The organism is Methylibium sp., assembly GCF_035762065.1.
GTDB lineage: Bacteria > Pseudomonadota > Gammaproteobacteria > Burkholderiales > Burkholderiaceae_C > Methylibium.
In genome coordinates this window covers 1-12,873 of record NZ_DASTPW010000020.1, presented here as the reverse complement: position 1 = coordinate 12,873, position 12,873 = coordinate 1, and the positions used below count along the sequence as shown (strand labels likewise).

Genomic DNA, 12,873 nt, shown 5'->3' with positions numbered 1-12,873 from the left:
GTGGACCCGCGTACGCGCCGGGCGCGCGAGCTTAGCGGCGCGCGTGGCACGCCGGTGCGGCAAGCCACGCGCGGGCCTTTGCCATCGAAGCGTCACGCGCGTCCGCTAGCTTCGGTGGCTCACTGCCCGGAAGGCGATCGTCATGAACCTGCGCCCGTCGATGACCCGCCCCGCGTTCGCGATCGGGGCCGCCGCGCTGTGGGGCGCGATCGAGTTCGTCGCGCTGGCGCGCGCGCGCTGGGCACGGCGCGCGCCGCGCCGGTTGAAGCCGGGCTAGATCGCCCCGCGGCAGTTCGCCGCGCCGCAGCGGCAGGCGAGCTTGCCGTCGTGGTGGGTCTCGCCGTAGTCGGCGGTGATCTCCTCGCCGGCGGCGATGTCGCGCAGCGCATAGAACTCGACGCGGCCCTGGCGGATGCGCAGGCTGGCATTCGGCGCGCAGCGGTGGTTGGTGTAGCGCAGCGCGTCGGTGGATGCGGCCGCATCGATCGCGCGGCGCTCGGACACCTCGACGATCATGATCGCCGCGCCTTGCCGCGCCAGCGCCTTCGCGCGCCGGCGCGCCTCACGCACGCTGATCGGCTCGCCGCGCAGCTCGCCGATCTTGCGGCGCGCGGGGATCGGCTCCGCGGCGAAGGCGCCGAAGCCGGCGATCGCGCTGGCGCGCACTTCGAGCGCGAACTTCTGCGGATCGGCAGGCGCGCCGCGCGGCCGCGCGCTCGCGCCCTCGGCAGCAAACTGGCCGGCTTGAGCCCCTCTTTTCATGTCCATGCGGCCGGCGGCGCGCCGATAAGCTTTGTCACATGCCGGCCTGTTGCCGGTGCGCCCCAAGAGAGCCTTCCATGTCGATCACCGCCAGCCAACGTTCCGCCGTGAGCCGCCCGTCGCCGTCGATGGCGCGCCACGCCGACGCGATCGAATGGGAAGACCTGCCGTCGTTCGCCAACTCGCTGACGAAGCGGCTGGTGACGCTGGGCGAGCGGCCTTCGCCGGCGCGCGCCGAGGCGATCGGCGCGCCGGTCTGGGTCGAGACGATGCCCGCGGACCTCGACTTCACGCCGCCCTCCGAGCCGTTCTGCGAGCCGCTCGCCGGCCTGCAGACCCGCGAGGTGCACGAGCCCGAGGTGTTCCGGCTGTTCTTCGGCGAAGCGCACTGAGCCGAAGCGCGCCGCGGCCATGGGCTGACGGCCGCTGCCACTCACTGCGGCGCCGGGCTGCCGGCCAGATCGTTCAGCGCCTGTGCCAGTTCGCGCGCCAGGCCATCGAGCGCCACGCCGTGCGCGGCGACCAGCGCGTCGTGCCCCGGCCCCGTCGCCGGCACGCGCGCGCCACCGCGGCCCGAACGCTGCTGGCCGTCGGCCACCCGACGCAGCGTCCACTGCCACTCGTGCTCGACACCCCGGCCGAGCTCGCCGTCGAAGCGCAGCAGGTTGACGCTGACGCGCCAGCCCGGATCGCCGCTGCCGACCAGCGGCGCGGCCAGCACCTGCGCCGGCGCCAGCTCGACCGCGAGCCGCGCCGCCAGCGCGCGGCCGATCCCTTCGCGCAGCGGCTCGCCCCAGCGCTGGCCTTCCCAGATCTGCACCTGCGCGGAGCCGGTGCTGCCGGTGACGAGCTGCGGCCGGTCGAACAGCTCGGGCAGGCCCACCCGGCCGAGGGCGATCGAGGTCGGCTTCGCCGTCGCGCTCGCGCTCGCGCTCGCCCCGCCCGGCGCTGCCGCCGGCGGCAGCGGCAGCCGGTAGAAGCGCTCGGCCGGCGCGGTGGCGCAGGCCGCGGCGAGCAGCGCCACGGCGAGCAGCGTCGCAGCGATCGGGGCGGCGCGGCGCGGGCTCATCGCTGGTCTCCGGTGGGGGCGGCCGCGTCGGCCGGCTTGCCGCGCAGCAGCGACTCGGGGTGGCGCTGCAGGTAGTCGGTCAGCTCGCGCAGCGATTGCGCGGCGCGGCCGAGCTCGCGCAGGCTTTCGCGCAGCGCCTGCGGCGTCGGCGCGTCGTCGGCCAGCAGCTCGCCGGCCGAGCGCATCGTGCGGCGCGCCTCGCCGACCGCGCTGCGCACCTCGGGCACCAGCTCGCCGACCTGCGTGTCGAGGCTCCTGACCAGCCGGTCGGTGCTGGCCAGCGTGGTCTCGAGCCCGCGCATCGTGCGCCGCACCTCCGCGACCAGTTCCTCGAGCGGCAGGCTCTCGATGCGCTTGGCGATGTTGGTGATCGAAGCCTGCAGATCTTCCAGGCTTCCGGGCATCGTCGGCATCTCGATCGGCGCGCCGCTGCCCTCGGCCGCCGCCTGCTTGAAAGCGGGCGCGTTCTTGAAGAAGTCGAGCGCGACGTAGCGCTGCCCCGAGAGGAGGTTGCCGGTGCGCAGCTGCGCGCGCAGGCCGCGGTCGATCGAGCGCTCGAGCAGCGCGGTCGGATCGACCTGCGCGCGCTGCAGCGCCGCGCTCACCTTCGAGCGCACCCGGTCGCGGTACAGCACGAAGCTCACCGGGAAGCGGAACTCGCGCCGGTCGCGGTCGTACTCGATGTCGATCGCGGTGACCTCGCCGACGACGACGCCGCGGAAATCGACCTGCGCGCCCGGCTCCAGCCCGCGCAGCGAATCGCTGAAGTAGGCGACCAGGTTGGTGACCTCCGCGTCGCTGCGCTTCATCGCGACCGCCTGGTTGTCGAACAGCCGGAAGCTGCGACCGGCCGCGGCTTCCTTCGGCTGCGCGGCGAGCGCCTCCGGCGTCGCGAACGCGATGCCGCCGAGCAGGATCGACAGCACCGACTGCGTCTGCAGCTTGATGCCGCCGGCATCGACGTTCACGTCGAGCCCGCTCGCATGCCAGAAGCGCGTGTTCTCGGTCACCAGCTTCTCGTTCGGCGCGGCGACGAAGACCCTCAGCGTGACGCCGCCGCCGTCGGCGTCGAGCTGCGTCGCCGTGACCTTGCCGACCGGCACGCGGCGGAAGTAGACCGGCGAGCCGATGTCGATCGAGCCGAGGTCGGTGGCGCGCAGCACGAACTCGCGGCCGGGCTCGTCGGTGGTGACGGAAGGCGGCGTGTCCAGGCCGGTGAAATTGCGCCGGCCGTCGGCCGACTTGCCGGCGTCGATGCCGATGTAGGCGCCCGACAGCAGCGTCGAGATGCCGGTGAGGCCGCCGCCAGCGAAGCGCGCGCGCTCGACCCAGAAGCGCGTGTCCTCGACCAGCAGCTTGTCGGCGGCCTTGGCCATCTCGGCGGTGACGACGACGCCTTCGCCTTCCTCCGACAGCGTCACCGAACGCACGTCGCCGATGTCGACGTTTTTGTATTTGATCTTGGTCTTGCCGGCTTCCAGGCCCTCGGCGGTCTTGAAGACGATGCTGATCGTCGGGCCGCTGGCGAGGAAGCTGCGCACCGCGAGCGTCAGGCCGATCAGCGCCGCGACCAGCGGGATCAGCCAGACCGCGTAGGCGCTGCGGCGGCGCCGCGGCGTGGCGATCGCACGCGGCAGTTGGTCGTCGTCGGGCGGCGCGGCGCTCATCGGCTCGGCGGGGCCTCGGGCAGCGGCGCGCGCGCGGGCCGCTGCCCGGCTTCGGCGGCGTCCCAGATCAGCCGCGCATCGAAGCTCAGCGAGGCCAGCATCGTCAGCACCACGACCGCGCCGAAGGCGAGCGCGCCCGGGCCGGCCTCGATGGAGGCGACCGAGCGCAGCTGCACCAGGCCGACCAGCAGCGTGACGACGTAGATGTCGAGCATCGACCAGCGGCCGACGCTCTCGATGACCCGGAACAGCCGCGTGCGCGCGAGCAGCGCACGCCGCATGCCGAGCTGCACCGAAAGCGCGAGCCCGCCCAGCACCAGCAGCTTCGCGACCGGCACCACCATGCTCGCGAAGAACACGAGCGCGGCCAGGCCCCAGGAGCCGTCGGCCCAGAGGAAGGCGATGCCGGACCAGATGGTGTCGTCCTGCGCGCCGAACAGCGAGCTCGAACGCATCACCGGCAGCGTGTTGGCCGGCAGGTAGAGCAGCGCCGCGGCGATCAGGAAGGCCCAGGTGCGCGCGAGGCTGGCCGGCTTGCGCCGGTGCAGCTCGCTCCCGCAGCGCGGGCAGCTGGAGCACAGCGCCGCCGCAGCGGCGCGGCTGACCAGCGTGCAGGACTCGCAGCGCAGCAGGTCGTGCGCCGCGCCGGTCGCGGGCGTCATCGCACGGCCTCGAGGCGCTGCCAGGCGGCTTGCGTATCGAAGCTGGAGACCGCCGCGGCGAACGCGAAGATCAGGGCGCCGAAGGCCCACAGGCCCGGCCCGGGCACCACCGTGCCCAGGCTGTGCAGCTTGCCCAGCGCGACCAGCGTGCCGAGCACGAAGACCTCGACCATGCCCCAGGGCATCAGCTTGCCGATCAGCCGCAGCACGGTGGCGCCGAACGGCGGCGCGCGCCTTTGCACCAGCGGCGCCAGCACCCAAAGCAGCGCGCCGATCTGCAGCGCCGGCAGCACTTGCGTGGTCAGCGAGACGAGCGCGGCGAGCAGCCGCGCGTCCTGCTCCCACAGCGTCCATACCGCGCCGGCGAGGCTGGTTGCGTGGCGCTGGCCTTGCATGTCGAACTGAACCAGCGTGAAGCCCTGGGCGATCAGGAACAGCACCGCGGAGGTTACGGCCAGCGCGAGGCTGCGGTCGAGCGCGCGCGGGACCGGCTGGCGCAGCACCGCGGCGCAGCGCCAGCAGCGCGCGCTGCCGTGCGCCTGCAGCGGCACCTCGTGCTGCAGGGCATCGCAGTCGTGACACAGCCACATGGGCCCGGAGCCTACCAAGAGCACCGCGCGTTCGCGTCGGGACGGCGCCAGTTCGCGCCCGCGTCCTACAGCGCCGTCGCCGCGGCGGCGGGCCCAGCCGTTAAGCTGGTTTCGCGGCCTGCGTGCCGCGGCCTCGCGATCCCCACCTCGAAAGGCCTGCCGCCATGCCATCGCCCGCCGCCTTCTTCCCCGTCCGCTCGTTCCGCTCGTCCCGTGCCGCGAAGACCGCCGGCGCGCTCGCCGCGCTCGCGCTCCTCGGCGCTTGCGCGTCGCCGCAGGTGGACACGCAATGGACCGACCCGCAGTTCGCCGGCCAGAGCCTGCGCGGCGCGCGCCTGTACGTGGTGTGCGAGGCGCCGGACGAGGCGCTGGCGCGCCAGTGCCAGGACCGGCTCGCGGCCGAAGCGGCGGCGCTGGGCGCGACCGCCGTCCCGGCCGAAACGCGCCCGCAGCCGGTGCCCGGCCGCGCCGGCACCGCCGACGTCTACCTGCCGGCCGCGCGCGACGCGCAGGCGAGGGCGGTGCTGCTCGCCTCGGTCGGGCCGGCGGCGCGCACGGTGCAGCCGGGGCCGTCGGTCGGCATCGGGCTGGGCGGCTTCGGCGGCGGCCGCGTCGGCGTCGGCGGTGGCGTCGGCTTCAGCCTGCCGATCGGCGGCAGCCGCGTGAACACCTCCTACGGCGCGAACACGCTGCTGACCGACGTGGCCTCGGGCCGGCTGATGTGGACCGCGAACACCAGCGCGCCGTCGGGCGACGCGGCCGAGCAGGTCGGCGAGCTGGTCAAGGCCGCGATGGGCGGCGCGCAGAAGGCCGGCTTCTTCTGACCGGCGCCGCGCCGGCCCGCGTCAGGCGAGCTTGTCCAGCGCCGCCTCGAGCTGCGCCACGGTGCGATCGATGTGGTGCAGCTTGTCGAGCCCGAACAGCCCGATGCGAAAGCTCTTGAAATCGGCCGGCTCGTCGCACTGCAGCGGCACGCCCGCGGCGATCTGCAGACCGAGCGCGGCGAAGGGCTTGCCGCTCTGCCAGGCCGCGTCGTCGGTGTAGTTGACGATGACGCCCGGCGCCTGGAAGCCCGGCGCCGCCACGCTCTTGAAGCCGCGCGACTCGAACAGCGCCCGCACCCGGCGCCCCAGCTCGAACTGCTCTTCCTTGACGCGGGCGAAGCCGTAGTCGGCCGTCTCGCGCATCACGTCGCGCACCTGCACCAACGCTTCGGTCGGCATCGTCGCGTGGTAGGCGTGCCCGCCGGCCTCGAAGGTCTCGATGATCTGCAGCCACTTCTTCAGGTCGGCCGCGAAGCTGGTGCTCTGCGTCGCGTCGATCGCGGCACGCGCGCGCTCGGACAGCATCACGAAGGCGCAGCAGGGCGGGCCGCTCCAGCCCTTCTGCGGCGCGCTCACCAGCACGTCAACGCCGGTGGCCTGCATGTCGACCCAGACCGTGCCGGAAGCGATGCAGTCGAGCACGAAGAGGCCGCCCGCCGCATGCACCGCGTCGGCGACGGCCTTCAGGTACGGGTCCGGCAGCAGCATGCCGGCCGAGGTCTCGACGTGCGGCGCGAACACCACGTCGGGCCGGGTCCTGGCGATCGTCGCGACGACCTCCTCGATCGGCGCCGGCGCGAACGGCGCGTGCTTCTCGCCGGACGTCATGCGCGCCTTCAGCACCTGCGCTTCGGCCGGGATCGAGCCCATGTCGAAGATCTGCGTCCAGCGGTAGCTGAACCAGCCGTTGCGGATCACCAGCACCCGCTTGGCCGTGGCGAACTGGCGGGCGACGGCCTCCATGCCGAAGCTGCCGCTGCCAGGCACCACGATCGCCGAGCGCGCGCGGTAGACCTGCTTGAGCGTCGCCGAGATGTCGCGCAGCACGCCCTGGAACTTGCCGGACATGTGGTTCAGCGCACGGTCGGTGTAGACGACCGAAAACTCGAGCAGGCCGTCGGGATCGACGTTCGGGAGTAGAGCGGGCATATAATCGATTAATTCAAACTAGCATTACCTACATAATACTCAACAAAAAGCCACTCTCTTGCAGCATCGTTCCAGGACATTGTCAATTCTTCGCTGCGCGCGAACCCGCCGGTGGCCCTGAACTCGGTTTCGAACATTGCAATAGCATACCGCCCCGAAGGTAGATTAGGCAACGAATGAAATCCACCGCTGACCATATTAAATTGTCGCCTCACCATAGGACCCAGATTGCGACGAATCATGTAAAGCCTTTGCCCAAAGGCAGCTTCAGAATATCTACCTTTAAGAGCCTCGCTCCCCGACTCGTATAAGCCGTTGATTACCGCCCTGTCCGCGGCTTGGCTATCGATCACACGTAGCACCTTTTCGGCCGCCTGGCGAACTATATTGGTTTCCGTGAACGACAAGAAGAAGTCGCCCGGCGCAACGTCGGCACCTTTTCTTGTTGCCGATTTACCGGCCGCAGCACCGCTGATGAAAAGCATACCGGCGCAAGCTACAAAAAACCCCCGCCGCTGGCGCAGGCGCAGGCGCAGGCTCGGGTACATCACTCCATTATGGACAGGACGCTTCGCCACCACCATAAGAATAGCCTCCTAGTGTTGAATATCCCCAATAGCCTACGCCTCCCCCAGCCTCGGGGCCTACGGGAACCAAATCACTGACAGTAACGGTGCCCCTTCGTATGGGACCCGAAGGAGAAATCCAAGTATTCTCCACGCTGTAAATGGCTCCTCCCATCCAGTAGTTTATAGAGACATTGTTTTTGTAGCCCTCGCCAGAGTCCCTATAAGGCGGCCCTATAGCATTCCACGTAGTTCCCCTCCAAGTTACGGTCAAACAATTCGCTCCGTCACAAACTGTTATGAGATCGCCGGGCACCCAACGGCTTGTTATCTGAGTTGATCTGAGGAAGGTAAATATGTCACCCATCGCAGCCGCGCCGCCTCCAATGTTGCAGTCTTGACAAAAATAGCGGCCGTAATTTCTAGGAGCTTGCGCAAACACGCTATCCGGAAAGGCAGATAACAGCACCAGTACAATTGCTGTAATAAAAAAGTGGGCTTTCTTCATTTACCCTCTGCCAGCTTAGTACCTTCTTCTATCGACACAGCCACTTCTTCCGACGTCATCTTCTTAACCAAGCTATTTACGACAGTTTGCGTAGCTGGATCAAGATTGCGGACCTTAGCCTCAGCGACAGCATAAGTCAGCGCGCGACGATAATCTTTCCGCGCAATACTACCTTCTTCGTAAATTTGACTTAAAATCGACAATGCGAGTCTGTGTCGACTTTCGGCAGCGGAGTTTAAATATCCTAACGCTTCCTTCTTCCATGCTTCCAAGTTGAAGTCATTCTGCGGTTGCTCTGAAAAGTCTATAGGTGCGCCGCTAGGTCCTTCAGCAAAGAAAGCAACTTGTGCGTCAGCATTTCCTCCTTGCGCAGAAGATCGCAAAAATTCTAAGCGCTCTTTCGTTTTTTGTATTTCCGTAACGTCCGCGCAAACTAATTCTGCATTCTCAATATTGGACTTTAGCGAGTCCAGCAAACTTTTGCTTGAAGATCCAGGGGGCAGCATCAATAAAGCGTTTTTCTGCTCTGCGATGCGCGCGCAGATTGTTGTGGCGCGATAGATTTCGTATTGATCTGTTGCGCTTCCGTTCTTTGCTAAGTTCCAACGCTTGGCTATATATTCACCCACAGTTAAGCCATCAAGATCAATCAACTCACCGGAAAAGTCTGAATGGCGGCCTTGACTTTTCGTTACGGCCAGCTTGCTGCTCTTATTTTCAATGACGACCTCAGAGGCATTACGTGGAAATGACGCCTCCGTCTTCCGCGCCTCGACCGTCGATTTTGAACCTGTGACAGCGCCAGATATCTTATCGAAGTAAAAAGCAGCAGCCGCTATGGCAGCTAGCACCATAAATGCAATAAGCAGATGACAAATCCGGCGTTTCATCGGGAGCAGCAATACAAATTTAATGGGCAGGCGGTTCTAAGTTTAAAGAATTTGCCTTGGTCGTCAAGATCACTAGCGTCCAGCGGCTTCAACTAGGCAGAAAGTCCAGCGGCCAGTTCACGACCATCACCGCGACATCCTTCGCACCGAAATCGAAGCTGCGGATGCGCGCCAGCAGCTTGCCCTCGACCTCGTCGGACTTCAGCTCGCTCGAGACGATGCGCACGTCGGCGGTGCCGTTCGGCGCGATCGTCAGCTTGACGACCACCTTGCCCTGCAGCGCCGGGTCGTCGCGCAGCGCGCGGTTGTAGATCGCGTAGATCGCCCCCTTGTGGCGCTCGAACACGAGCTTGATCTCCTCCAGCGAACGCGAGGCCTTGCCGCTGTCGCCCTTGGCGACCGAGCCGCCGGCGCCCTTGCCGCCCGCGCCGGTGCCGGTGCCGTCGCCCTTGCCGCCGCGCACGCCGCCGCCGCCCGGCCCACCACCGCCACCGCCGCCGGCCACGCCTTCGACGAGCGTCGTCGCCTGCCCGCCCAGGCCGCCGCCGCCGGTGTTGCGGCTGTAGCCCGCGGTGTTGATGCCGCCGGAGCTGCCCATCGCGTTCGAGGTGATCAGCGCGCGATCGGGCAGGCCGGGCTCGTTACCGGCCCCCACGCCGACGCCCTTGCCCGTGCCGACGCCCGGGCCCTGCTTGATGTCCTGGTTCAGCTGCGCCGCGACCGGCGCGCCGCGCAACTCGGCCAGCTCGTTGCTCGCGGCCAGCAGGCCGACGCCGGCGGCCTTGCGGCGGATGCCGTCGAGCACCTCGCCGGGCGGCTTGCCTTCGACCGGCCGGCGAGCTTCCGGCGCGACCGCGGCCTTCGGCGGCTCCGGCCGCTTCGGGTCGGGCTTGTTGAGGCTCGGCGTCGCGTCGACCTTCGCGAGCTCCTGCTTCGGCGCCGGCGCCTTGACCGGCGCGGGCGGCGGCGGCTTGGCGGCCTCTTCCAGGATGATCTTCGCGAGGCGCTCCGGCACCTCGGGTGGCTTGCTGCGATCGACCTGCGGCCTGGGCAGCAGCAGGAACAGCAGGCACAGCAGCACAGTCGCGACCAGCACGACGTTGCGGAAGCGCCGGAAGCGCGCGACGTCCTCGGGCGCGTCGGCCCAGGCGAGGAAGGGCTCGCGGTAGGAGATGGCGGCAGATGTCATGTCAGGCCTTCGCGATACGAGCGGTGGCTGGCATCCGAGCAGCGCAAGCCAGCAGCCGCCGCGGCTCCGGCTTCGCCGGGCTGCCAGCGGCGCCCCCTGGTGGGGAGCGGCGAAGCCGCAACGGGGGGGTGGGTCATCACACCTCCTTCTTGCGCACGGCGAACGACACGTCGCTGTAGTTGGCGCGCGCGCCGGTGACCATCACCTTCTTCAGCAGGCGGTACGGGATGTCCTTGTCGCCAAGCACCGTGAGCTGCTGCGCGGCCGGCGCGGCGGCGACCGGCGTGCCGCCGTCGGGCGTGGGCGGGGCCGCGGCCGCGACGACCGGGCTGCGCTTGGCGAGCAATTCCAGCTCGTCCTTCAGCGGCGCGATCACGTCGCCCTCGGCGGCCAGCACCTGCTGGATCGACGCGACCTTGCGGCCCTGCACGACGATGTCGTCGCCGCTGACCACCACCGTCACCGTCTCCTTGGGCGCCTTCTCGACCTTGGCCTCGGGCAGCTTGGCCGCGTTCGGCGCGGTGAGCAGCTCCACGCCGGTGGCCGAGGACAGCAGGAAGAAGATCAGGATCGTGAAGATGTCGATCAGCGCGACGAGGTTCATGTCGAGCGCGGTGCTGTTGCGGCCCTTGCGGGCCGCGCGCTTCTGGATCGGGGTCAGCTTCATGGCCCGCTCCTTCTCAACCCTTGACGATCGGCGCGTCGCCGATCGAGATCGCAGGGAACAGCTCGGAGCGCACCGTCTGGTTGTTCTCGCGGCGCTGCGATTCGCGCACCGCGTCCATTGTCTGCACCAGCGCGTCGTAGGAGGTGTTCGGCTCGGCGAGCACCGTCGCGTTGCTCTGCTCGGGGAACTTCTGCTTGAGCGCCTGGGCGAGCGTGCCGAGCGTCGCGTAGTCGGGGCCGGCGGGCGTGTTGGGGATGCTCTGGATCATCCCGCCGATGCGGTCGGAGACGTCGATGCGATCCGGCCGGATCACCACTTCGAGCTTCAGCTCGTTGACCTTGAGCTGCTCGGCCGCGCCGGTGGACTGCGCGGGCAGCGACAGGTCCATCACCGCGAGCCGGGTGAACACCGCGGTCGAGAGCAGGAAGGGCACCAGCACCACGATCAGGTTGATGAAGGCCGTCACCTCGAGATGGGCGACCTCCTTGCGCAGGCGTCGTACACGCATGGCGTTCTCCGTCTTTTGAGCCCGCGGCTCGTGGGCTCAGCGGACGCTGCCGGCTTCGGGACGCAGCCGCTGCACGACGTTCAGGAAGCTGATCTTCGCGGCTTCCAGCCCGTCGACGATCTCGCTGGTGCGCGCCTGCAGGTAGGCGTGGATCAGCAGGAAGGGGATCGCGACCATCAGCGCGAACGCGGTGTTGTTCATCGCGATCGAAATCGACGCGGAGAGCATCTCGGCCTTCTCCGCCGGGTTCACCGCGGCGACCGCGGTGAAGCCCTTGATCAGGCCGATGATGGTGCCGAGCAGGCCCACCAGCGTGATCACGTTGGCGAAGGTCGCGATGTAGTGGGTGCGCTTCTCCAGGCGCGGGACGATCTCCATCATCCCTTCCTCCATCGCCATGTCGAAGTCCTCGCGGCGGCCCGGGCTCTGCATGCGCGTGAGGCCGTAGTTGACGATCTTGCCGATCGCGGTGTCGGTGTTCGAGGTGGCGCTGTGCACCTCCTTGAACTTGCCGTTCTGGAGCATCGGCTGCAGCTTGTCCCACAGGCGCCGGTTCTCGCTGCGCGTCTTGCTGAGGAAGACGAAGCGCTCGATCGCGATCGCGAGGCCGAGCGCCATGATCAGCAGGCTCGGGTAGATGAACAGGCCGCTGTCCTGGAAGAACTTCACGACGGTCTGGAAGGTAGTCATCGCATCACTCCACTGCCCACGCGGGGCCTGAACGGGTTGTCGGGTTGGGATGGGGATCGGGCATTCGGGTCAGCGCGCCGGTGCGGCCTGCGTCTGCGCGTCGTACTGCACCTGCCGGCGGAACACGTCGCGGTCGATCGGCGCGAGCGCCTCGTCGACCACGCTGCTCGGCGGCCGGCCGCTCAGGTCGCCGGGCAGCGGCTTCTTCCACGGCACGATGTAGAGCACCTTGGGCAGCTCGCGATTGCCGAGGATCTGGGTACGGTCGATGTCGGCCTGGTCGGCGCGGTCGCCCTTCACCGCGGGCTCGGCCTGCGGCGGCGCTTTCCTGGCCGGCTTGGTGGTCTGCGCGGCCGCGAAGGGCGCGACGCAGAGCGCCAGCGCGAACGCGACGCCGCGAACGGTCTTCGTCATGGCTGCTCCTTCTTCACCAGCGCGACCGGCTTGCCGGCCGGTGCGCCCGGCGCGGGCTTGCTGCGGTTCTTCAGGTCCGCGACCCACTTGCCGACCTGCGCGTCCTTGCCGCCGGTGAGCTGCTGGTAGCGGTCGTAGAGCGCGAGCGCCTGCGCCGCATCGGCGAGGTAGAGGTCGTGGAGGATGCCGAGGTTGAGCGCCGCGCTCGCGTAGTCGGGCTCGAGTTCGAGCGCCTGTTCGTAGGCGCCGCGTGCCTTCTGGAACTCGCCGGCCTCGCGGTAGGCGACGCCGAGCTGGTTGAAGAAGACCGGCTGCCCCGGGCTCGCCTCGACGGCCTTCTCCAGCGCCGCGACAGCCTCGGCACCGCGCCCCGTCTGCCGGTAGATCAGCCCGAGGTTCGCCTGCGGACCGCCCAGTTCGGGGTGCGCCTGCGCCAGCGCCTTGAACGCGCGCTCGGCCTCGGCGCTGCGGCCGGCGGCGAGCAGGCGGCGGGCGTCGTCGTAGGCGCGCTGCACGTTCGCCGCGACCGGCGCTTCGGCCGGCTTCGCGGCGACGGGCGCTTCGACGCTCGGCTTCGCCGCGGCCGGCTTCGCGTCCTGCGGATTCGTCACCGCGGCCGGTGCCATGCCGACCATCTCGCGCAGGCCGCCCGAGGCGCAGCCGCTCAGAGCCGAAGCGAGAGCAAGCGCGATCCCCACCAGCAGACGCCGCGGATCCG

Annotated in this window: 17 protein-coding genes; 3 read left to right on the top strand and 14 right to left on the bottom strand. The window is 68.7% G+C overall.

What is annotated here, in order from left to right; translation table 11 throughout:
* Positions 1-142 precede the first annotated feature (142 nt).
* Positions 143-277, top strand: coding sequence for a hypothetical protein (locus VFR90_RS06175; RefSeq protein ID WP_326405228.1), 135 nt, complete (start codon positions 143-145; stop codon positions 275-277).
* Here VFR90_RS06175 and VFR90_RS06170 read toward each other — a convergent pair.
* Entirely contained in the window at positions 274-768 is a 495-nt protein-coding gene (locus VFR90_RS06170) for an SET domain-containing protein (RefSeq protein WP_326405227.1), read from the bottom strand. The two genes, VFR90_RS06175 and VFR90_RS06170, sit on opposite strands and share 4 nt — an antisense overlap.
* Before the next feature lie 71 nt (positions 769-839).
* Between VFR90_RS06170 and VFR90_RS06165 the strand changes: the two genes are divergently transcribed.
* On the top strand, positions 840-1,154 hold the full coding sequence (locus VFR90_RS06165; protein WP_326405226.1) for a hypothetical protein: 315 nt from the start codon (positions 840-842) through the stop codon (positions 1,152-1,154).
* Positions 1,155-1,195: 41 nt separating this feature from the next.
* Here the strand turns inward: VFR90_RS06165 and VFR90_RS06160 are convergent, their stop codons facing one another.
* Genes VFR90_RS06160 through VFR90_RS06145 form a run of 4 tightly spaced genes read right to left on the bottom strand, consistent with a single transcriptional unit; the run spans position 1,196 to position 4,750 of the window.
* Positions 1,196-1,831, bottom strand: a complete 636-nt coding sequence (locus tag VFR90_RS06160) for a PqiC family protein (RefSeq protein WP_326405225.1) — start codon at positions 1,829-1,831, stop codon at positions 1,196-1,198.
* Complete coding sequence (locus tag VFR90_RS06155; protein ID WP_326405224.1) at positions 1,828-3,498, bottom strand: PqiB family protein; 1,671 nt, start codon at positions 3,496-3,498, stop codon at positions 1,828-1,830. Before VFR90_RS06155 ends, VFR90_RS06160 begins: the two co-directional genes overlap by 4 nt.
* Entirely contained in the window at positions 3,495-4,160 is a 666-nt protein-coding gene (locus VFR90_RS06150) for a paraquat-inducible protein A (RefSeq protein ID WP_326405223.1), read from the bottom strand. Before VFR90_RS06150 ends, VFR90_RS06155 begins: the two co-directional genes overlap by 4 nt.
* On the bottom strand, positions 4,157-4,750 hold the full coding sequence (locus VFR90_RS06145; protein ID WP_326405222.1) for a paraquat-inducible protein A: 594 nt from the start codon (positions 4,748-4,750) through the stop codon (positions 4,157-4,159). Before VFR90_RS06145 ends, VFR90_RS06150 begins: the two co-directional genes overlap by 4 nt.
* Before the next feature lie 164 nt (positions 4,751-4,914).
* Here VFR90_RS06145 and VFR90_RS06140 point away from each other — a divergent pair, with 164 nt between their 5' ends.
* Entirely contained in the window at positions 4,915-5,574 is a 660-nt protein-coding gene (locus VFR90_RS06140; protein ID WP_326405221.1) for a hypothetical protein, read from the top strand.
* Positions 5,575-5,595: 21 nt separating this feature from the next.
* Here the strand turns inward: VFR90_RS06140 and VFR90_RS06135 are convergent, their stop codons facing one another.
* The 9 genes from VFR90_RS06135 to VFR90_RS06095 form a co-directional block, all read right to left on the bottom strand.
* Positions 5,596-6,723, bottom strand: a complete 1,128-nt coding sequence (locus VFR90_RS06135) for an aminotransferase class V-fold PLP-dependent enzyme (protein ID WP_326405220.1) — start codon at positions 6,721-6,723, stop codon at positions 5,596-5,598.
* A gap of 8 nt (positions 6,724-6,731) precedes the next feature.
* Complete coding sequence (locus tag VFR90_RS06130) at positions 6,732-7,271, bottom strand: DUF4019 domain-containing protein (RefSeq protein ID WP_326405219.1); 540 nt, start codon at positions 7,269-7,271, stop codon at positions 6,732-6,734.
* A gap of 522 nt (positions 7,272-7,793) precedes the next feature.
* Complete coding sequence (locus VFR90_RS06125) at positions 7,794-8,687, bottom strand: SEL1-like repeat protein (RefSeq protein ID WP_326405218.1); 894 nt, start codon at positions 8,685-8,687, stop codon at positions 7,794-7,796.
* An 88-nt stretch (positions 8,688-8,775) separates the two neighbouring features.
* Entirely contained in the window at positions 8,776-9,876 is a 1,101-nt protein-coding gene (locus tag VFR90_RS06120; RefSeq protein ID WP_326405217.1) for an AgmX/PglI C-terminal domain-containing protein, read from the bottom strand.
* Between the two features lie 136 nt (positions 9,877-10,012).
* Positions 10,013-10,543, bottom strand: coding sequence for an ExbD/TolR family protein (locus VFR90_RS06115; protein WP_326405216.1), 531 nt, complete (start codon positions 10,541-10,543; stop codon positions 10,013-10,015).
* Positions 10,544-10,556: 13 nt separating this feature from the next.
* On the bottom strand, positions 10,557-11,051 hold the full coding sequence (locus VFR90_RS06110; RefSeq protein WP_326405215.1) for an ExbD/TolR family protein: 495 nt from the start codon (positions 11,049-11,051) through the stop codon (positions 10,557-10,559).
* A 36-nt stretch (positions 11,052-11,087) separates the two neighbouring features.
* Positions 11,088-11,741, bottom strand: a complete 654-nt coding sequence (locus VFR90_RS06105; RefSeq protein WP_326405214.1) for a MotA/TolQ/ExbB proton channel family protein — start codon at positions 11,739-11,741, stop codon at positions 11,088-11,090.
* 69 nt (positions 11,742-11,810) lie between these two features.
* The gene (locus tag VFR90_RS06100) at positions 11,811-12,155 is read right to left on the bottom strand and encodes a hypothetical protein (protein WP_326405213.1); all 345 of its coding nucleotides are present in this window, start codon (positions 12,153-12,155) and stop codon (positions 11,811-11,813) included.
* A partial coding sequence (locus VFR90_RS06095) for a tetratricopeptide repeat protein (protein ID WP_326405212.1) occupies positions 12,152-12,873 on the bottom strand: 722 nt, incomplete at its 5' end. The genes VFR90_RS06095 and VFR90_RS06100, both read right to left, overlap by 4 nt.